This is a genomic window from Arthrobacter sp. SLBN-112 (assembly GCF_030944625.1).
GTDB lineage: Bacteria > Actinomycetota > Actinomycetes > Actinomycetales > Micrococcaceae > Arthrobacter.
This window is the reverse complement of record NZ_JAUSXY010000001.1, coordinates 1,698,342-1,716,377: the sequence shown is the minus strand read 5'-3', so window position 1 is coordinate 1,716,377 and position 18,036 is coordinate 1,698,342. Positions and strand designations below refer to the sequence as shown.

Below are 18,036 nucleotides of genomic sequence, written 5' to 3'. Positions count from 1 at the left end.
TCAGCACCGTCTCACCCCGGGTTCACCGGCAGGACAAAGTCTGTGCGTCCGCCCGGGAAAACCTTGCATCATGACTGAGAACTTCCCCGCCTCCGTTTCCCGCCGCACCGTCGTCAAAGGCTCGGTCCTGGCCGCCGCGCTCGCGTCCGTCCCCGCCGCCGCCGCCCAGGCAGCGGCGCCCGGCCAGTCTTCCGCCGGCGTCGCGCTGGTCCGCAACCGCCTCACCCTGCCCAGCGGCATCGCCACCGGGGACGTCACCTCCGATTCGGCCGTCCTGTGGTCCCGCGCCTCGGGGGCCGGCCGGATGACGGCGGTTCTGCGGGCGGTGGACGACGCCGGCCAGGTCCTGCGCGGGCGCGGCGCCTTTGAGCGGGTGCTCCGCGGCCCCCGCGCCACCCAGGCCTCAGACTTCACCGCCAAGATCCATGCCGGCAACCTGCCGTCCAACACCCGCTTCGCCCTGGAGATCAGCTTCGAGGACGACGGCGGCGCGGCCGGTGAGACGGTGAGCGGCAGTTTCCGCACGGCCCCCGACACCGGGACGGTCAACGGCAAGGGCCGCACCGGTGGCACGGGCACCGGCGGCGACGTCCCGGCGTCGTCCGCGCAGAGCTTTGTGTGGACCGGCGATACCGCCGGCCAGGGATGGGGCATCAACGAGGAGATCGGCGGGATGCGCGGCTACCTGGCCATGCACCAGACCCGGCCGGACTTCTTCATCCACTCCGGCGACACCATCTACGCAGATGGCCCCATTGTGGAGACCGTCACCGAAAAGGACGGCCAGGTGTGGAAGAACCTGGTGACCGAGGAAGTGTCCAAGGTGGCCGAAACGCTGACCGAGTTCCGCGGCCGGCACCGCTACAACTCGATGGACGCCAACATGCGCGCCCTGTTCGCTGACGTCCCGGTCATCGCCCAGTGGGATGACCACGAGACCCACAACAACTGGTACCCCGGCCAGATCCTGGATGATTCCCGCTACACCGTGCGGGACGTCAACACCCTCGCCGCCCGCGGCCGCCAGGCCTGGCAGGAAAACATGCCCATCGCGGACAGCTCCGCCCTGTGGCGGCCCGGCACGTTCGACGACGCCGGGACCTACCAGCCGGCCCGCATCTACCGGAAGATCTCCCGCGGGCCGCAGCTGGATATCTTCTGCCTGGACATGCGCACCTACAAGTCCCCCAACACGGACGGAAAAGAGCCCTACACCACGTCCATCCTGGGCCAGGAGCAGGTGGACTGGCTCATCAGCGAGGTGTCCAAATCCAAGGCAACGTGGAAGGTCATCGCCAACGACCTGCCCCTGGGCGTCGTGGTCCCGGACGGCCCCGTGAACGAAGAAAGCGTCTCCAACCGCGACCCCGGCGCCCCCTTGGGCCGTGAGCTTGAGCTGGCCGGAGTGTTCAGCGCCTTCAAGCGCAATGGCGTGAAGAACACCGTGTGGCTGACCGCCGACGTGCACTACTGCGCCGCCCACCACTACTCCCCCGAACGGGCGGCGTTCACGGACTTCGACCCTTTCTGGGAGTTCGTGGCCGGCCCCATCGCGGCAGGCTCGTTCGGCCCCAACGCCATGGACGGCACCTTTGGGCCGGAAGTGGTGTTTTCCAAGTCAGGCCGCTTCGCCGGGGAGTCCCCGCGCGACGGCGAAAACCAGTTCTTCGGCCACGTCCAACTGGGTGAGGACAACAGCTTCACCGTAAGCCTCCGGAACGCGAACGGCGCCACGGTGTTCTCCAAGGTGCTCACACCCCAGCGGTAGGTTCCACCGGCCCGCCAAGGTGCGTGCCCGCCGTCGTCCGTTATTTTCCGCCGCCCCGTGGGTACGCCGCAGATAGTGTGCATCCGGCGCGGCAAATGGACGGGGTGGTTCCTTGAAGGGCGATTCTTCGAATACGGGTTTTTCGGACGAAAGTTCGTCCGGCGACGACGGTCTGACAGCGGCCGTCCGGGCAGCCGGAGCTGTGGAGCTGCTCCTGATCAGGCACGGTGAGAGCGAAGGCAACGTTGCCGCCACCGAGGCGCATGACGCTGGAGTGGAGGTCATCGATGTTCCCGCGCGCGATGCCGATGTGAACCTCTCCGGCACCGGCAGGGACCAGGCCAAGGCGCTGGGTATTGCGCTGGCCCGGATCGCGGCGGAGCTCCGTCCCGATGCCGTGGTCTCCTCACCGTATGCGCGCGCACGGCAAACAGCTGAAATCGCCGTGGAAACAGCGGGCTGGCCGCTGCAGGTGCGCACGGATGAGCGGCTCCGGGACCGCGAACTGGGCATCCTGGACAGGCTCACCCGGCTGGGCGTGGAGAACCGCTACCCCGGCGAAGCCGAACGGCGGGACTGGCTAGGCAAACTGTATTACCGGCCGCCGGGAGGGGAATCCTGGGCGGACGTGGCGCTCCGGCTGCGGTCAGTCCTGGCAGAGCTGAATGGCCTGGGCACGGGCCACCGGGTCATGCTGGTGTGCCACGACGCCGTGATCATGCTGTTCCGGTACGTGCTGGAAGGACTCAGCGAGAAGGAACTGCTGGACCTTGCGGCCACCCAAGCCATCCTCAACGCCTCGGTAACCCGGTTCGTGCGCCCCTCCGGCGAGGGGCCCTGGACCCTGGAAAGCTTCAATGTGGCCGACCACCTGGCCGAGCAGGGCGTCGCAGTTACCGAGCATGCGGGAGACACCAGTGTCCGGCCCCAGTGACGCCGCCGGCACCACCCTGGTCACGCCTTCGCTCCTGCGCGAATGGCCGCTGCCGGCACCCGGCGCCGACAAATACTCCCGCGGGTCGGTGCTGGTGATCGGCGGCGCCCGGGCCACCCCCGGCGCAGCACTGCTGGCGGGGCTCTCCGCCCTGCGTGCCGGCGCCGGAAAGCTCACGCTGGCCGTTGCCGAGTCGGTGGCCGTCCAACTGGGCGTGGCACTACCCGAATGCGGAACGGTGGGCCTGCCGGAGACTCCGGCAGGCTCGGTCAAGCCCGAACTGGAACGCATCTCCTCCGACTTGGACCGGGCGGACACCATCCTGGTGGGGCCCGGCCTTGATGACCTGGACCTCACGGGTGAATTGCTGGCGGCTCTGCTCAAACGCGAGGGCCGCAGTGACGGTGGACCGGACGGGGGCGCCGCCGTCGTCCTTGATGCCTTTGCGCTGGGCGCGCTGGTGCCGCTTGAGGACCAATTGGAACCGTGGCGGGGCAGGCTCATCCTCACACCGAACCCCACGGAAGCCGGGATTTTGCTGGGGCGGAACGTCGACAACCTCGAAAAGGACCTGGCCGAAATCTCGGCCAGGTTCGATGCCGTGGTCAGCTGCCAGGGCGTGATCACGCAGCCGCCCGGGATGAACGCGGATGAGCCGGGCTTGTGGAAGATCACCACGGGCTACGGCGGCCTGGGCACCTCCGGCAGCGGTGATGTGTTGGCCGGAGCCATCGCCGGGCTCCGGGCGAGGGGAACCACCGGCGCGCAGGCCGCGTGCTGGGGCACGCACCTGCATGCCGCCGCCGCGGACCGGTTGGCCAGCAGGCTGGGCCCGCTGGGGTTCCTGGCCCGCGAACTCGCCGATGAGATGCCTGCCTTGATGCTGGAACTGGGCACCTGACGTCCGCGCAGGATGCCGGAGACGCGGATGGCCCCCGGCCGAAGCCGGGAGCCATCATGTCTGGAAGTACGGGCCTCAGCCGCCGATGCGCTGTCTGGCGCTGTGGCGGTCAGTCCCTGGTGGGGTCCGGCCGGAGCGGCGCCGGGCCCGGATCGGGGACGGGCAGCGGTCCGGGCGCAGGCGGCGCGGGGAACGGATTCGGCGACGGCGGCCCCGGCGGACGGGGCTGGGTGGGATCCGGGGACGTGGGCTCCGGTCCGGGTTCGGGCGGAAACGGCTCAGGTTCGTGCACTGGCGGGATGGTCATGGAACTTCCCCTCTCAGGCTGGGCGGATGTGCCTTGAACTGAACAGAATACCCCTGCGGCCCGTCAGCAACCACCTACCAGCCGCAGCCAGTCCCCCACCTGGCCCGGGTCCGCCTCCCCGCAGCGGAAGCCGATATACCCGTCCGGGCGCACGGCAACCACGCCCCGGCCCGGATGGCTGGTGAGCCGGTGGACATGGATCAGGGGGCTGTGTCCCGGCAGCGCCAGGCCGGCACCGAAGGCGTCCCTGTCGGCGTCGCGCTCCAGCAAAATGTGGACCCCCGGCACGGCGGTCAGATCATGCAGGCGCACCACCCGCCCCTCCACCGAGGCCGGTGCGTCGGGCAGCCGTTCGCCGGGTCGTGGCCACCGCCCGGACCGGGGCGTTCCATCGCGGGAGATGGCACTGCTCCGGTACCGCACGAACGGCTGGGCCAGCAGTCTGATGCCCTTGGACGTGAGCCACTGCCGGCGCAGCAGCAACGGCAGGACCGGCGCGACCGCGGGCAGGAGGTTCCGGGCCAGCCGGGCGGCAGGGTGTGGCGAGGCCTCGCCAAAAAAGATGACGTGAGTCAGGGCAAGTACCCGCCTGGCCGCGAGCCGGCGCTCCTGGCCATACGTGCTGAGCAAATCCGGGACGGGGCCACCGGCCGTCGAGGCGAAGCCGAGCTTCCAGCCGAGGTTGAGGGCATCGAGGATGCCGTTGTTCATACCCTGGCCGCCGGCGGGAGAATGGGCGTGCGCGGCGTCGCCCGCCAGGAAGACGGGGTCGCCGCCAAAGGTACTGGCGATGCGGTGTTGAAGCGGGACCTGCGCCGACCAACGGACGTCCCGGACAGCGGCGCCCAGGCCGGACTCCCGGACCAGGCGTGCCACCTCGTCCGGCGGGACGGCCGGCCCCAACTGGCCGAACGAGGCATCGGATGGCGGGTTGGCGGGCCCGGGTGGCCAGCATCCGCCAGGTTGCCCCCTCCCCCAGGGCGAAAACGAAGGCCAGCCCGGCACTGCCCACGGCGACGTGCAGCATCCCCGGGTCCAGGGTCCCCTCAAGTTCCAGGTCGGCCAGGACAGCCTCCACCCGGTAGGGACCGCCCTCCCATCGGGCGCCCGTGACGCCGCGGACAGTGCTCGACTGCCCATCACAGCCGGCCAGGAACCGGGAAACGTGCTCTTCCTGGCCGCCGTCGGCCCGGCAAAGCTCCGCCCGGACCACGCCGTTTCCGGGTTCCAAGCCGCCGCGCCCGAGCCCGCGGAATTCCACGCCCCAGTCCACCGGCACGCCGCGCGCCTGGAGCGACTGCCACAGCACGTCCTCGACGTCGGCCTGCCGGACCAGCGTCAGGTGCGGGAAGGCGGTGTCCGGGAGGTCCGCGTGGCCCAGCCGGGCTTCGACTACGCGCCGGCCCAGGTGGATGCGCGCGTCCGGGGTAGTGTCGGCGCGGCGGAGCAGCTCTCCGGTGACTCCCAGAGGCCGCAGCCCTTCCAGTGCGCGGGCATGGAGCATCATCGCCCGGGACGGGCGGACACGAAGCGGGCGGCGGTCCACCACCCGGACCGAGGCGCCATGCGCATGTGCCTGGAGGGCCGTGGCGAGCCCGGCGGGACCCGCGCCGACCACTAAGACGTCGGTGTACGGCGTCGGCCCTTGTCCATGTGCCATGCCGGCCTGGTCATCCTCCGGCGGGAAGGAGCCGCCACCAGGCGTGTTCCGGATGGGACGCCGCTTGCATCCGGGCGGGGTCGGCCAGGACCTCATCCCGGCGCAGGCCGGGGAGGACTTTGTAGCTGATGGAACCGGGGACGCTGACAAGTTCCAGGACCCGCCAGAGGGCGGCGGCGTAACTGCGCGCCCGTTCGGCGCCATCCCACTCATACAACCCCCGGTAGGCCCCGAACGTATCGTGGGCGCACCACAACTTGGAGACGAACCCCGGGAACCCCACGAACAGGGGGGTGTTCAGGAGGCTTTCGGCCTCGAAAAACCTGTGCGCCCGGCCACGCACCACGCGCAGGGTGAAGGTGACCACCAGTACGCAGGGCTCCACGGCCGGCTGGCGGGCGACGGCGGTCTCCCGGTAGACCCGCGCAGTGCTCCCGTCCGCGAACCGCAGCATCCGGCCCTCGTTCTCCGCAGGCAGGTGCACTTGCCTGCGGGCCAGCATGGCGGCGGACGTGCCCACGCATTTGGCCACGGCCAGCCAGGATTTGGCCCGGGGAGCCGGACCGGATTCAAAGGACATGGCGTCGCCTTTCCTGCAGGGGTCCCTCCAGCGTGCGGGGAACCACCGCAGGCGGCCCAGAGTCTTTCGTCCCGTACGGGCGGTGCCCCGCTCTCCCCCGGTAGCGAACGCCCTGCGGACTTCCCGGGGCTGGTCTATATATTGAATCCATGACCTCCACCCCGCTGCAGGATTCCACCCCCACGGCCGTCCCGGCGCCCCCGGTTGCCAAGAAGATCCCCACCGAACGCACCCACCACGGGGAGACCTTCGTGGACAACTACGAGTGGCTCAGGGACAAGGAATCACCGGAGGTGGTGGCGCACCTGCGGGCCGAAAACGAGTACCAGGAAGCGGTCACCGCCCACCAGGAGCCGCTCCGCGAGGCCATTTTCCAGGAGATCAAGGGCCGCACGCAGGAAACCGACCTTTCCGTCCCGCACCGGAAGGATGGCTGGTGGTACTTCAGCCGTTCGGCCGAGGGCAAGGAATATGGCATCCATTGCCGGGTGAAGGCGCAGGACACCGGGGACAAGGTGGCCGACTGGACTCCGCCGGCCGTGGAGGCCGGCGTGGGCATCCCGGGCGAGGAAGTCCTGCTCGACGGCAACGTGGAGGCAGAGGGCCAGCCGTTCTTCTCGGTGGGCGGCACCGCCGTCACCATCGACGGCCACCTCTACGCCTACGCGGTGGACAACTCCGGCGATGAGCGCTTCATTCTCCGGATCAAGGACCTCCGCACCGGCGCGCTGCTGCCGGACGTCATCGAGAACATCTTCTACGGCGTCTCCTTCTCCCCCGACGGCACCCGCCTCTTCTACACGGTGGTGGACGAGTCCTGGCGCCCCTACCAGGTGAAGTCCCACGTCCTGGGCACACCCGTGGCCGACGACACCGTGGTTTACCAGGAGGACGACCCCGCCATGTGGCTGGGCTTCGAGCTCTCGGCGGACCGGCGGTACCTGGTGCTCGGCATCGGTTGCTCGGAGTACAGCGAGACCCGGCTGCTCCGTTTCGACGACCCCACCGCAACGGTCAGCACCGTCATTTCGCGGGACGAACGCGTCCTCTACGAGGCAGAACCCTTCCTGCTGGACGGTGAAGAAAAGATCCTGCTCACCCACAACCGGGGCGCCATCAACTCCATGGTCTCCCTGGCGGACCCGGCCGAGCTGCACAAGCCGCTGGCCGAACAGGCCTGGCAGACCGTCGTCGAACATTCCGACGACGTCCGCGTCAACGGCGCGGGCGTCACCTCCACCCACCTCATCGTCTCCATCCGGAAGGACACCATCGAGCGCGTCCAGGTGATGGGGCTGCCCGGGCTGGGCACGCCCGCGCAGCAGGCGCCCGTGGAGCCGGCCTTTGATGAGGAGCTGTACACCGCCGGTGTGGGCGGCTCTGACTACGACGCCCCCGTGATCCGGCTGGGTTACACGTCCTACTTCACGCCGTCGCGCATCTACGACTTCGTCCTCCCCGCCCCGGAATTGCCCGCCGGGGAACTGCTGCTGCGCAAGGAAAGCCCGGTGCTGGGCGGCTATGACGGCAGCGATTACGTGGCCACGCGGGAATGGGCCACCGCCGGCGACGGCACGCGCATCCCGCTGTCGGTCCTGCGGCACAAGAGCGTCAGGCAGGATGCGACGGCGGCCGGCCTGGTCTACGGCTACGGCTCCTACGAGATGAGCATGGACCCGGGATTCGGCATCGCGCGGTTGTCGCTGCTGGACCGGGGCGTGGTGTTCGTGATCGCGCACATCCGCGGCGGTGGCGAACTGGGCCGGCACTGGTACGAGGACGGCAAGAAGCTCACCAAGAAGAACACCTTCACCGATTTCATTGACGCCACGGACTGGCTGGCACACTCCGGCTGGGTGGATCCGGCCCGGATCGCGGCCTTGGGTGGTTCGGCCGGCGGCCTGCTGATGGGCGCCGTGGCCAACATGGCGCCGGAGAAGTACGCGGCGATCGTGGCGCAGGTGCCATTTGTGGATCCGCTCACCAGCATCCTGGATCCGGACCTGCCATTGTCGGCCCTGGAGTGGGAGGAATGGGGCAACCCGATCACGGACCCCCAGGCCTACGCCTACATGAAGTCCTACTCCCCGTACGAGAATGTGCGGGAGGTGGCCTACCCCAGGATCGCCGCCGTGACGTCCTTCAACGACACCCGGGTCCTGTACGTGGAGCCGGCCAAGTGGGTGCAGGAACTGCGGAACAAGACCACCGGTTCCGAGCCGATCGTCATGAAGATCGAGATGGACGGCGGCCACGGCGGCGCCTCCGGCCGCTACGTGCAGTGGCGCGAGCGGGCATGGGACTACGCGTTCATCGCCGACGCCCTGGGCGCCACCGTGCTGCTTCCAGGCGCAGGGCTGAAGCAGGACTGAGGCGTACGACGGCGGGCGCGTCCCGCCGTCGTACGCCTGCGTTTGCCCGCGCTGCCTGCGTTTGCCCGCGCTGCGGCGGGCAGGGCTTCAGTTCACGTCTGCGGGTGCTCGGCCAGCCACTCGGCGAGTGTTTCGAGGTTGGCCCGGACGGTGCGTCCCTGGGCGCGCTCCACCAGCGGGTCGGCGATCTTGCCAAAGATGCCGCCCAAACCGGAGTCGGCGTCAATCCGCTGGGTGACCCGGGTCCCCCCATCGGCCGGTTCCAGTGTGAACGCCACCGTGAAGTTCAGCCTTCCCTCAACGGAGCGGGACACCAACCGCCTGGGCGGGATCAAACTCCACCACCTCGACGGTCCAGTCGAACCGGCGCCCCATGATCTTGCTTGTTCCCCGACCCCGGGTTCCCATCCCCACCGGGCCGTCCCCCACCTGCTCAGAGGCGGTAACCGAGGAATCGTAGGCTGCGGTGTTGTCGAACTTTGACAGGAAATCGAAGACTTCCTGCGGCGGCCGGGCGATGACAACGGATTCTTCTACTACTGGCATCGTGATCTCCTGGAACAGCGCCTGGTGCCGGCGCGGCTCGGCCGGCAGGTAGGCACAGCGCCAGCTTGGACCGCTGCCGGATCCCTGTCAATGCACCAATAAGCTAACCATGCTTACTATTGTGTGGCACTTGTTTTCCGCAGCGATACCAGAGGAGCGGGCATGTCACTGAGCAAGGGAACGCACGTGGAGTGGAACACCTCACAGGGCAAGACCCACGGCAGGATCGTGGAAAAGAAGACCAGCGATTTCGAACTCGACGGCAACACGCACCGCGCCAGCGAGGATGAGCCGCAGTACGTGGTGGAATCGGCAAAGACCGGTGCCCGGGCGGCGCACAAAGCCTCCGCCCTGACCGAGAAAAAGTAGTCCAGTGGCTGCCCGGCACGAGGTATTGATCATCGGCGGCGGCAACGCCGGCATCTCCCTGGCGGCCAGGTTGCAGCGCTACGGCGTGAAGGACGTTGCGGTCATCGAGCCCAAGGACCACCACCTTTACCAACCATTGTTCTCGCATATCGCGGGTGGGCGGGCACAGGCCAAGGAGGCCGTCCGGACCCAGGAGTCGGTGACACCGCGGGGCGTCACCTGGATCCGGGACGCGGCGGTGGACGTGGACGCCAACGCCAACACGGTCACCCTGGAATCCGGGGCCACCGTTGGCTACGGGCAGCTGGTGGCCTGCCCCGGGCTCCAGTATGACTGGGACGCCGTGCCGGGCCTGTCCGACGCCGTCCACTCGCCCTACGGCGCGTCCCATTACGAGTTCGAGCTTGCCCCCAAAGCCTGGACGCTGCTCAGTGCCATGACCTCCGGCACCGCCATCTTCACCATGCCGGCGGGTCCCATCAAGTGCGGCGGGGCCGCCCAGAAACCCATGTACCTTGCCTGCGACTACTGGCGGGAACAGGGGGTCCTGGACAACATCCGCGTGGTGATGGTCCAGCCGTATCCCACCGTGTTCGGGGTTCCGGAAGTGGACCGGGAACTGGACCGGAAGATCGCCGAGTACGGGATCGAGCTTCGGACCAACAGCGAACTGATTGCCGTCAACGCCGGCGAGCGCAGGGCCACCATCCGCGACCATGCCGCAAACACCACCGAGGACCTGGAGTATGACGTCCTCAACGCCGTCCCGCCGCAGTCGGCCCCGGACTGGCTGAAAACCACCGACCTGCCCGCCGCCGGCGACTCCGAGGGCTTCGTGGAGGTGGACCGCCAGACGCTCCGGCACCTGCGGTACCCCAATGTGTGGTCCTTGGGCGACGCCGCGGGGACCACCAACTCCAAGTCTGGCGGCGCCCTGCGCAAGCAGACCAAGGTCCTGGCCAGGAACCTGGTGGCCGCCCGCAAGGGAAGGCCGCTGCGCGCGAAGTATGACGGCTACTCGGTGTGCCCGTTCACGGTGTCGCGGGACACCGTGGTGTTCGCCGAATTCGACGACCAGTACCGGATCAAGCCCACCATCCCGCAGGTCCCCACGTGGAATGAAAGCAGATTGTCCTGGATGGTGGACCGGGATCTGTTCCCGAAGATCTATTGGAACCTGATCCTCAAGGGCCGGGCGTAGGGTTCCTGTCCCGGCTCCATTCGTCGGCCAGGACGGCATAGACCAGTTCGGTGGCCCACTGGTCTTTGTAGAACCACTTGTCCACATGCCGCGCTTCCAGCCGCATCCCCAATCGCTGGCAGATGCCGGCGGAGGCGGTATTGAGTTCGTCCAGCCGCGCCTCGATCCGGTGCAGGCCGAGCTCCCCGAAGCCGAGGTCCAGGACCGCCGCTGCCGCCTCGGTGGCGTACCCCTTGCCGCGCGCCTGCGGTGCCATGGACCAGCCCACCTCGGCCTGCCCGCGGCCCGGGAGCCACTTGAGCACCACTTCGCCCAGGAGGCCCGGCTCCTCCTTGGCCTCGATGGCCAGGCAGATCCAGTCGCCCTCCTTTTCGTACACGAAGTTGGCGTACTTGCCCACAGACTCCATGGACTTGGTGTAGCTCTTGGCCGGCCCGGGCAGGAACCGGGCGGTCTCCGGCAGGCGATGGTAGGCGTGGAAGGCGTCCAGGTCGCTTCCTTCGAAGCGCCGCAGGACCAGCCGGTTGGTGCGGATTGGCAGCAGAATGTCCGGCATGCCGGCTACCGGGTTGAACTTACGACGGCGGCCGTCGCCTCGGCGATCGCGCGTTCCTCGTCCGTGGGAACCACCAGGACGGGAATCGCGGAGGACGGCGTGGAAATCACGCGGGGTTCCTTTGACCGCCCGGCGTTCAGGCCGGCGTCGAGCTCTATGCCCAGGGCGCCCAGCCGGTCCGCCACCAGGGCCCGGAACTGGGCGGAATTCTCACCAATGCCCGCGGTAAACACCACTGCCTTGGCCCCGCCGACTGCCACGTGGTAGCCGCCGATGTACTTGGCCAGCCGGTAGGACGCCACCGCCAGCGCCATGGAGGCTTTGGCGTCGCCGGCTTCGGCGGCTTCCACCACGGAGCGCATGTCGTTGTTGCCGGCCAGGCCCTTGAGGCCCGATTCGCGGTTCAGCATGGTGTCGATGTCCTCCGGCGACCATCCGGCGCGACCGAGGAACACCAGGATGGAGGGGTCCAGGTCGCCCGAGCGGGTTCCCATCACCAGGCCCTCAAGCGGGGTGAATCCCATGGACGTGTCCACGGAGTGTCCGCCGCGGATGGCAGTCACGGAGGCGCCGTTGCCCAGGTGGGCGATCACGCCGTCGAACTCCTCCAAGGGGAGGTCCAGCAGCGCGGCGGACCGGCGGGCAACGTACTCGTTCGAGGTGCCGTGGAAGCCGTACCGGCGGATCCCATGGTTGGTGTACAGCTCGTCCGGGACGGCGTAGCGCCAGGCATGCTCTGGCAGGGTGCGGTGGAAGGCGGTATCGAACACGGCCACCTGGGGCATCGAGGGCCACTTTTTGGTGATGGCGCGGATCCCCAGGACGTTGGCAGGGTTGTGCAGCGGCGCCAACGGGTTGAGGCGTTCGATGGCACGGGTGATCTCGTTGTCGATCAGCACCGGCTCGGCGAACCGCTCGCCGCCGTGGACCACCCGGTGGCCCACCGCCTCCAGCTCCAGGCCGCCAAGCTCCCGGTGGATGGCCGCGTCCACTTCCTCCAGCGCCTCCGCATGGTCCCGGGGCCCCTCGATCTCGCCGTCGCCGCTGCCACCGTTGCCCATGCCGATCTTCTCGATCAGCCCCTCGGTGAGGACCGTCCCGGCCGCCACGTCGCGGACTTGGTACTTCAGCGACGACGAGCCGGAGTTGATGACGAGCACGAGCATGCGGGGCCTCCTCAGCCTGGCGTCAGCAGTTCAAACCCCACTATATGTGCCGGGCTACAGCGAGCCCTTCCTTGCGCATGCACCCCGGCTGTGCCTATGGTCGGCGGACAAGGCTGGACCACGCCGAGAGGACATTTCCATGACGAACGAGCCCACTTCGATCGACGAGAACGACCCCACCAACACGGGATCCAGCAGCACCGCCCAACTCAATGCAGGCTCCGGTTCCGGCTCCGGGAAGAAGGACCCCACCGTCGTGGAGGGCGCCAACCCGGCCCTGGACGACACCGGCAACCTCAAGGCAGCCGAAACCGGTGAAGCGCCGGAGGCCCCGGAGAACACCGAGGACCTGGACCTGACCCCGCAGGGCCTCTCCGACGAACCCGCCAAGCAGGAGGACCCGGAGAGCCCCGCCAAGCCGGACAACAGCTAGGCGCCTCAGGCGCCAAAACACCCCCAAGCGACGAAAGACGCCGGCACCCACCAGGGTGCCGGCGTCGTACGTTTTTGCATCACAACTACGCCCGCGCCTCCTGCCGCTGCGCGGCCAGGTACGCGAACAGCCGGCGAAGGCCGAATGACCACTCCGGCAGTTCTTCACAGGGCCCCACCCGGTTCATCAGGGCGCCCAGGTGGCGGCTGCGAATGGTCACCCGGTCACCGTGTTTGTGGGTGAAGCCCTGGCCGGGCACGTCGCGGTCCTGCGTCGGGGCGAACAGGGTCCCCGTGAACAGTGCGAAACCGTCCGGATACTGATGGTGCTTCCCGTGCGTTGCCGCCACGAGCTCCTCGAACGGCCTGCTGATCCGGGACACGCTGTTCCGGCCCTCCAGCAGGTAGCCGTCCGGGCCTTCGACGCGCAGCAGGATCTCCTCGTCGCGAAGCGTATCCAGGGTGAATTGCGCGTCGAACAGCCGGATCAGCGGTCCCAGCGCGCTGGAGGCGTTGTTGTCCTTGGCCTTGCCCAGCAGCAGCGCGCTCCTGCCTTCAACATCACGCAGGTTCACGTCGTTGCCGAGCGTCGCACCCACCACTGTGCCGCCGGAGGTGGCGATCAGGACCAGCTCCGGCTCCGGGTTGTTCCAGGACGAGAAGGCAGGGATGCCGATCTCGGCGCCCAGGCCCACCGAGGAGAGGACCGGGGCTTTGGTGAAGACCTCCGGGTCCGGGCCGATCCCCACTTCCAGGTACTGCGACCACAGGCCTTCGGAGACCAGGACGCGTTTGGCTTCGGCGGCTTCCGGCGATCCCGGCCGCAGGGCGGAAATGCTTCCGCCCAGGGCGCGGCCCACCAGCTCCCGGACCTCTGCTGCGCGTCCGGCGTCGCCCCCGCAGCGCTCCTCGATGACACGTTCGATCATGCTGTCCACGAACGTGACGCCGCAGGCCTTGATGACCTGGAGGTCCACGGGGGCCAGCAGCCGGGTCCGGGTGTAGTCACCCTCCAGGGAGGCGTTGATGACGTCGGCCGTCTTCCACCGCGGTTCCGCCAGGGTGGGATCTGTCAGGGCTACGCGGACGGCTGCGGCGGGATCGGGCAACTCCAGGAGATCCGCGACCGTTTCGGCGAGGCGGTGCAGGTCAAAGACATTGCTTCCGCTGACGGCCACGACGCGTGGTCCGCCGCTGCCGACATCCCAGACCCGCCCGATCAGCAGGGCCTGGTCCGCGTCCTCGGGAAGGACTGCGTGGACGTCCTCCAGGCCCATGCCGTTCATCGCTTGTCCTCCTGGATGGCCTCGGCCCCGGCTGCGGCGCCGGACGGGCGCTGCCAGACGCCGTCGACCCTTTGCGGGACCTGCCAGGGATTGCTGTCCCGCAATGGTTCGGGCAACCGCTGGGCGGGGAAGGACTGGTACGCCACAGGCCGCAGGAACCGGCGGATCGCCGCCGTCCCTACCGAGGTGGTGTTTGAGGTGGTGGCCGGGTATGGGCCGCCGTGGTGCTGGGCGTAGCTGACGGTGACGCCGGTGGGCCAGCCGTTCCACAGGACCCGGCCGCTGATGTCCGCCAGCCGGGCAGCGAGCGCGGCGACGTCGTCGTCCGCTTCTGCCTGGAGCGTGGTGGTCAGCTGCCCTTCCAGCAGTCCGGCCAAGGCCGGCAACCCGGACTCGTCGTCGTACTCGACCAACAGGCTGGCCGGCCCGAACATCTCCTGGCGGAGCAGCTCCGGGTTCTTCCGGACCTCGTCGGCGGTGGTGAGCAGGACAGTGGGGGCCGGTTCCTCGGCAAAGTTGCCTTCCACCAGGACGTCCACGCCGTCGGTGTCCCGGAGCCGGCTGACGGCATCGCTGTACCCGTCGTGCAGGCGGGGGCTGAGCAGCCGGGCGGGTGTGAATCCTGCCAGCGCCTGCGCCAGCTCGCGGCGAATGGTGTCAGCCTGCCCTGCAGGGACGAACAGCAGCCCGGGCTTGGTGCAGAACTGGCCCATGCCCAGGGTGAACGAGGCAGCATAGTCGGCCAAGATTTCCGTGCGCCGGGCCGCCCAGGCCCCGGCCGTGACGAAGACAGCGTTGATGCCGCCGAGCTCGCCGAAGAACGGGATGGGCTCGGGCCGGGCGGCGATGCGGTCGAGCAGGGCCCGGCCGCCCGCGGTGGACCCGGTAAAGCCGATGGCTTTCACCGAGGGGTGGTCCACGAGTGCCTCGCCGGCCTGCCGCCCGGTCACCATGGAGAACAGGCCCGACGGCGCCCCGGTACCCTCCAGGGCACGGATCACCGTGGCCGCGGTGCGGGCCGCAAGTCCGCCGTGGGCATCATGGGCCTTGTGGACCACCGCGCAGCCGGCCGCCAGGGCCGACGCGCTGTCCCCGCCCATCACGCTGAACGCAAAGGGGAAGTTGGAGGCGCCGAAGACGCCGACGACGCCGAGCGGGACGTTGTAGCGCCGAAGGTCCGGGCGCGGGCCCATGGGCCAGTTGGGGTCGGCGTGGTCGATAGTGGCGTCGAAGTGCTCACCAAGGCGGATTTCCGCCGCGAAGAGCCGCAGCTGGAACACGGTGCGCTTCAGTTCGCCTTCGAGCCGAGCCGTCCCGAGGTGCGTTTCGGCCACGGCGGTCTCCACCAGTCCCGCAGCGTCCTGCTCCAGGCCGGCGGCAATGGCTTCAAGCCAGCCGGCGCGCCGGTGAGGGTCCGCCATACGGGCCTGCTCAAAGGCGCGGCGGGCGGCCCCGACGGCGGCATCGAGCTGCTCCCCGGTGGTGGGTTTGGCGGGGGCGGCCGTTGCCTGGGGGGCCGCGGTCATCGGCCGGCTCCTGCCGCCGCGGCCAGGGATCCGCCGGTGACGGCGGCCCGGTTGCCCACTTCCTGCCAGCCTGCGCCGCTAGGGAATTCCCAGCGGGCACGGGAGGCGGTGAGCATCTCGGCGCCCGTGCCGGGCAGTGCCGGTGCGGCATAGCGGCCGTCGATAATCCGGACGGGTTCGGCAAAGTGCTCGTGCAGGTGGTCCACGAATTCGATCATGCGGTTTTCCTGGCTGCGGCCCACCACTGCGTAGTCGAAGAAAGAGAAGTGCTGGACCAGTTCGCACAAGCCCACTCCCCCGGCGTGCGGGCAGACGGGGACCCCGAACTTGGCTGCCAGCAGCAGGATGGCGATGTTCTCGTTGACGCCGGCCACGCGGGTGGAGTCCAGCTGCAGGACATCGATGGCGCCGGCCTGGAGGAGCTGCTTGAAGACGATCCGGCTCGCCACGGCCTCTCCGGTGGCCACCCGTACCGGGGTGACACCCTTGCGGATGTCGGCGTGGCCCAGGATGTCATCCGTGCTGGTGGGCTCTTCGATCCAGTAGGGGTTGAATTCGGCCAGCTGGTTCACCCACTCGATGGCCTCGGAGACTTCCCAGCGCTGGTTGGCGTCAATGGCGATGGGCAGGGCGCCCACTGCTTCCCGGGCCAGGGCCATGCGCCGGCGGTCATCGTTGATGTCGCCGCCCACTTTGAGCTTGATCATGGAGAAGCCTTCCGCGGCCGCCTCCTTGCTCAGCCGGACCAGTTTCTCATCGCTGTAGCCGAGCCAGCCCGGGGAGGTGGTGTAGGCAGGGAAGCCGTCTGCCTTGAGGGCGGCGATCCGTTCGGCCTTGCCTTCCTGGCCAGCGCGGAGGATCTCAAGGGCTTCCTCCGGGCTGAGGGCGTCGCGGATGTGGGTGAAGTCCACCACGCTCACCAGTTCCTCGGGCGTCATCTCGGCAAGGAGGAGCCAGAGCGGCTTGTTTTCGCGGCGGCCACGGATGTCCCACAGGGCGCTGACCAGGGCGCCGCAGGCCATCTGGGTGACCCCCTTCTCGGGCCCCAGCCAGCGGAGCTGGGAGTCGTGGACCAGGAGCCTGGAGGCGCCACCCAGGTCCTGGATGAGTTCGTCGATGTCACGGCCAATCAGAAGGCGGGCGTAGGCGTCGATGGCGGCGGTCAGAATTTCATTGCCGCGGCCGCAGCTGAAGACGAATCCGTGGCCTTCGTCGCCCGCATCGGTGCGGATGACGACATAGGCGGCGGAGTAGTCGGGGTCAACGTTGACCGCGTCGGAACCGTCGAGCTCCAGGGACGTGGGGAAACGGACGTCCTGGGTCTTGATGGAAGTGATGGAGGGCATTGGAACTCAACTTTCGGTGCAGTGCTGGGAAGAGAAGGGAAAGATTCGATTCCTATACGAATTAGAAAAATCATATAGGACATGTGACGCAGGTCAACCCCCGCCGCTTCTTTAAGCGCGAACAGCCCCGGCGTTGCAGGCCGGGGCTGTTGGCGTGGTGCTCCTAGATGATGATGCGCCTGCGCGGCTGCCCACCGTCTTCCAGGGGTGCCAACTCGCCCTTGAAGGCCTGCGCAAAACGGTCGAAGGAGTTGCGGATGTGGGTAGTCATGGCCGCCTCGGCCCCCTCGGGATCGCAGGCCTCGATGGCCGCGCGCACAGCCGTATGCTCGGCCACTGTGATGGCGCCGTCCACGTCTGCCGGGTACAGCCGGAAGGTGTGGAGGTGGCAGTGGGTCTGGGCGAAGGCATGCCGGACCACGGGGTTGCCGGAGGCGGCGAGGATGGTGTCGTGGAAGCGGGTGTCATGGGCCACCAGGTCCTGCCGCAGGTCCTTGGTCTTGCGCATGGTGCTCCGGAAGCCGGCAAGCTCCTTTTCCAGGGCCGCCGCCGGGTTGGCGAGCCGGTCCACGGCTGCCGCCCGGGCCGCCCACGGCTCCACCAGGAGCCGGAATTCGAACAGGGCCCGAAGTTCCGGCAGGTCCAGCAGTGGCGTTGTGCTGTAACCGCGGCCAGGGCTGTACACCACCAGATTGTCCCCCTCCAGGCGCTGAAGCACCTCGCGGACGGGGGTCTGCGAAACCCCAAGGCTTCGGGCTACGGCGTCGATGTTGATCCGGGTGCCCGGGGCGATCTCTCCCTCCAGGATGGATGCGCGCATGGCGGAGTAGACGTCGGGGACGGCCGCCTTGCCGCGGGAAGTATCGGACGGTTGACGTGGGGGCACGCGGTTACCTCTTGCCTTGGGGCCGGACTTGTACTGGATCGGCCTGGAGTCGCTGGGGGAATCATAAGCCACGAGCTTCCCTGGGAACTTTTTTGCCATTGCACTTGATCCCCATCACATTATCTATATGATTAACCCGATTCCTATATGATTTGGCGTCGATATCTTCGGCGTCTTCCCCTCCCGCCGGTGCGCCCCGC

17 protein-coding genes and 1 pseudogene are annotated in these 18,036 nt (G+C 68.4%); 7 read left to right on the top strand and 11 right to left on the bottom strand.

Annotated elements, in window-relative coordinates; translation table 11 throughout:
- The first annotated feature begins 70 nt into the window (after positions 1 to 70).
- From QF050_RS08030 to QF050_RS08020, 3 genes are all read left to right on the top strand, one after another.
- Entirely contained in the window at positions 71 to 1,768 is a 1,698-nt protein-coding gene (locus QF050_RS08030; RefSeq protein ID WP_308929965.1) for an alkaline phosphatase D family protein, read from the top strand.
- Between the two features lie 112 nt (positions 1,769 to 1,880).
- Positions 1,881 to 2,702, top strand: a complete 822-nt coding sequence (locus tag QF050_RS08025; protein WP_308929964.1) for a histidine phosphatase family protein — start codon at positions 1,881 to 1,883, stop codon at positions 2,700 to 2,702.
- Positions 2,671 to 3,603, top strand: a complete 933-nt coding sequence (locus QF050_RS08020; RefSeq protein WP_308929963.1) for an NAD(P)H-hydrate dehydratase — start codon at positions 2,671 to 2,673, stop codon at positions 3,601 to 3,603. The genes QF050_RS08025 and QF050_RS08020 overlap by 32 nt, the downstream gene beginning before the upstream one ends.
- A 370-nt stretch (positions 3,604 to 3,973) precedes the next feature.
- Here QF050_RS08020 and QF050_RS08015 read toward each other — a convergent pair whose 3' ends face one another.
- From QF050_RS08015 to QF050_RS08005, 3 genes and pseudogenes are all read right to left on the bottom strand, one after another.
- Positions 3,974 to 4,786 (bottom strand): FAD-dependent monooxygenase, encoded by an 813-nt coding sequence (locus QF050_RS08015; RefSeq protein ID WP_308929962.1) that lies wholly within the window; start codon positions 4,784 to 4,786, stop codon positions 3,974 to 3,976.
- Between the two features lie 253 nt (positions 4,787 to 5,039).
- Positions 5,040 to 5,570: pseudogene (locus QF050_RS08010) on the bottom strand (FAD-dependent oxidoreductase); the annotation flags it as partial.
- Between the two features lie 10 nt (positions 5,571 to 5,580).
- A complete protein-coding gene (locus QF050_RS08005) occupies positions 5,581 to 6,150 on the bottom strand; it encodes a hypothetical protein (RefSeq protein ID WP_308929961.1) in 570 nt (189 codons plus the stop codon).
- 149 nt (positions 6,151 to 6,299) lie between these two features.
- Between QF050_RS08005 and QF050_RS08000 the strand changes: the two genes are divergently transcribed.
- Complete coding sequence (locus QF050_RS08000) at positions 6,300 to 8,522, top strand: S9 family peptidase (RefSeq protein ID WP_308929960.1); 2,223 nt, start codon at positions 6,300 to 6,302, stop codon at positions 8,520 to 8,522.
- 92 nt (positions 8,523 to 8,614) lie between these two features.
- Here the strand turns inward: QF050_RS08000 and QF050_RS07995 are convergent, their stop codons facing one another.
- Together QF050_RS07995 and QF050_RS07990 are read right to left on the bottom strand one after the other, a co-directional pair.
- Positions 8,615 to 8,800: a hypothetical protein gene (locus QF050_RS07995; protein ID WP_308929959.1), complete on the bottom strand. Its 186-nt coding sequence runs from the start codon at positions 8,798 to 8,800 to the stop codon at positions 8,615 to 8,617.
- A 19-nt stretch (positions 8,801 to 8,819) separates the two neighbouring features.
- The gene (locus QF050_RS07990) at positions 8,820 to 9,068 is read right to left on the bottom strand and encodes an SRPBCC family protein (protein WP_308929958.1); all 249 of its coding nucleotides are present in this window, start codon (positions 9,066 to 9,068) and stop codon (positions 8,820 to 8,822) included.
- Positions 9,069 to 9,230: 162 nt separating this feature from the next.
- Here QF050_RS07990 and QF050_RS07985 point away from each other — a divergent pair, with 162 nt between their 5' ends.
- Both QF050_RS07985 and QF050_RS07980 read left to right on the top strand, forming a co-directional pair.
- Positions 9,231 to 9,437, top strand: a complete 207-nt coding sequence (locus tag QF050_RS07985; RefSeq protein ID WP_159630919.1) for a DUF2945 domain-containing protein — start codon at positions 9,231 to 9,233, stop codon at positions 9,435 to 9,437.
- Positions 9,438 to 9,441: 4 nt separating this feature from the next.
- The gene (locus tag QF050_RS07980) at positions 9,442 to 10,638 is read left to right on the top strand and encodes an FAD/NAD(P)-binding oxidoreductase (RefSeq protein WP_308929957.1); all 1,197 of its coding nucleotides are present in this window, start codon (positions 9,442 to 9,444) and stop codon (positions 10,636 to 10,638) included.
- Here the strand turns inward: QF050_RS07980 and QF050_RS07975 are convergent.
- Together QF050_RS07975 and QF050_RS07970 are read right to left on the bottom strand one after the other, a co-directional pair.
- Positions 10,622 to 11,194: a GNAT family protein gene (locus QF050_RS07975; protein WP_308929956.1), complete on the bottom strand. Its 573-nt coding sequence runs from the start codon at positions 11,192 to 11,194 to the stop codon at positions 10,622 to 10,624. The two genes, QF050_RS07980 and QF050_RS07975, sit on opposite strands and share 17 nt — an antisense overlap.
- A gap of 5 nt (positions 11,195 to 11,199) precedes the next feature.
- Positions 11,200 to 12,360: an acetate kinase gene (locus QF050_RS07970; protein ID WP_308929955.1), complete on the bottom strand. Its 1,161-nt coding sequence runs from the start codon at positions 12,358 to 12,360 to the stop codon at positions 11,200 to 11,202.
- Between the two features lie 139 nt (positions 12,361 to 12,499).
- Between QF050_RS07970 and QF050_RS07965 the strand changes: the two genes are divergently transcribed.
- Positions 12,500 to 12,793: a hypothetical protein gene (locus QF050_RS07965; RefSeq protein WP_308929954.1), complete on the top strand. Its 294-nt coding sequence runs from the start codon at positions 12,500 to 12,502 to the stop codon at positions 12,791 to 12,793.
- Between the two features lie 85 nt (positions 12,794 to 12,878).
- Here QF050_RS07965 and QF050_RS07960 read toward each other — a convergent pair whose 3' ends face one another.
- From QF050_RS07960 to QF050_RS07945, 4 genes are all read right to left on the bottom strand, one after another.
- The gene (locus QF050_RS07960) at positions 12,879 to 14,078 is read right to left on the bottom strand and encodes a fumarylacetoacetate hydrolase family protein (protein ID WP_308929953.1); all 1,200 of its coding nucleotides are present in this window, start codon (positions 14,076 to 14,078) and stop codon (positions 12,879 to 12,881) included.
- Positions 14,075 to 15,604, bottom strand: coding sequence for an aldehyde dehydrogenase (NADP(+)) (locus tag QF050_RS07955; RefSeq protein WP_308929952.1), 1,530 nt, complete (start codon positions 15,602 to 15,604; stop codon positions 14,075 to 14,077). Before QF050_RS07955 ends, QF050_RS07960 begins: the two co-directional genes overlap by 4 nt.
- A complete protein-coding gene (locus QF050_RS07950; protein ID WP_308929951.1) occupies positions 15,601 to 16,950 on the bottom strand; it encodes an L-fuconate dehydratase in 1,350 nt (449 codons plus the stop codon). Before QF050_RS07950 ends, QF050_RS07955 begins: the two co-directional genes overlap by 4 nt.
- Before the next feature lie 163 nt (positions 16,951 to 17,113).
- Positions 17,114 to 17,836, bottom strand: coding sequence for a GntR family transcriptional regulator (locus tag QF050_RS07945; RefSeq protein ID WP_308929950.1), 723 nt, complete (start codon positions 17,834 to 17,836; stop codon positions 17,114 to 17,116).
- Positions 17,837 to 18,036: the final 200 nt, after the last annotated feature.

Excerpts from the sequence above, each read along its gene's own strand:
- QF050_RS08030 (WP_308929965.1), top strand. The coding sequence starts at position 71 with ATGACTGAGAACTTCCCCGCCTCCGTTTCCCGCCGCACCGTCGTCAAA.
- QF050_RS08020 (WP_308929963.1), top strand. The coding sequence starts at position 2,671 with ATGCGGGAGACACCAGTGTCCGGCCCCAGTGACGCCGCCGGCACCACC.
- QF050_RS08005 (WP_308929961.1), bottom strand. The coding sequence starts at position 6,150 with ATGTCCTTTGAATCCGGTCCGGCTCCCCGGGCCAAATCCTGGCTGGCC.
- QF050_RS08000 (WP_308929960.1), top strand. The coding sequence starts at position 6,300 with ATGACCTCCACCCCGCTGCAGGATTCCACCCCCACGGCCGTCCCGGCG.
- QF050_RS07990 (WP_308929958.1), bottom strand. The coding sequence starts at position 9,068 with ATGCCAGTAGTAGAAGAATCCGTTGTCATCGCCCGGCCGCCGCAGGAA.
- QF050_RS07985 (WP_159630919.1), top strand. The coding sequence starts at position 9,231 with ATGTCACTGAGCAAGGGAACGCACGTGGAGTGGAACACCTCACAGGGC.
- QF050_RS07975 (WP_308929956.1), bottom strand. The coding sequence starts at position 11,194 with ATGCCGGACATTCTGCTGCCAATCCGCACCAACCGGCTGGTCCTGCGG.
- QF050_RS07970 (WP_308929955.1), bottom strand. The coding sequence starts at position 12,360 with ATGCTCGTGCTCGTCATCAACTCCGGCTCGTCGTCGCTGAAGTACCAA.
- QF050_RS07965 (WP_308929954.1), top strand. The coding sequence starts at position 12,500 with ATGACGAACGAGCCCACTTCGATCGACGAGAACGACCCCACCAACACG.
- QF050_RS07960 (WP_308929953.1), bottom strand. The coding sequence starts at position 14,078 with ATGAACGGCATGGGCCTGGAGGACGTCCACGCAGTCCTTCCCGAGGAC.
- QF050_RS07955 (WP_308929952.1), bottom strand. The coding sequence starts at position 15,604 with ATGACCGCGGCCCCCCAGGCAACGGCCGCCCCCGCCAAACCCACCACC.
- QF050_RS07950 (WP_308929951.1), bottom strand. The coding sequence starts at position 16,950 with ATGCCCTCCATCACTTCCATCAAGACCCAGGACGTCCGTTTCCCCACG.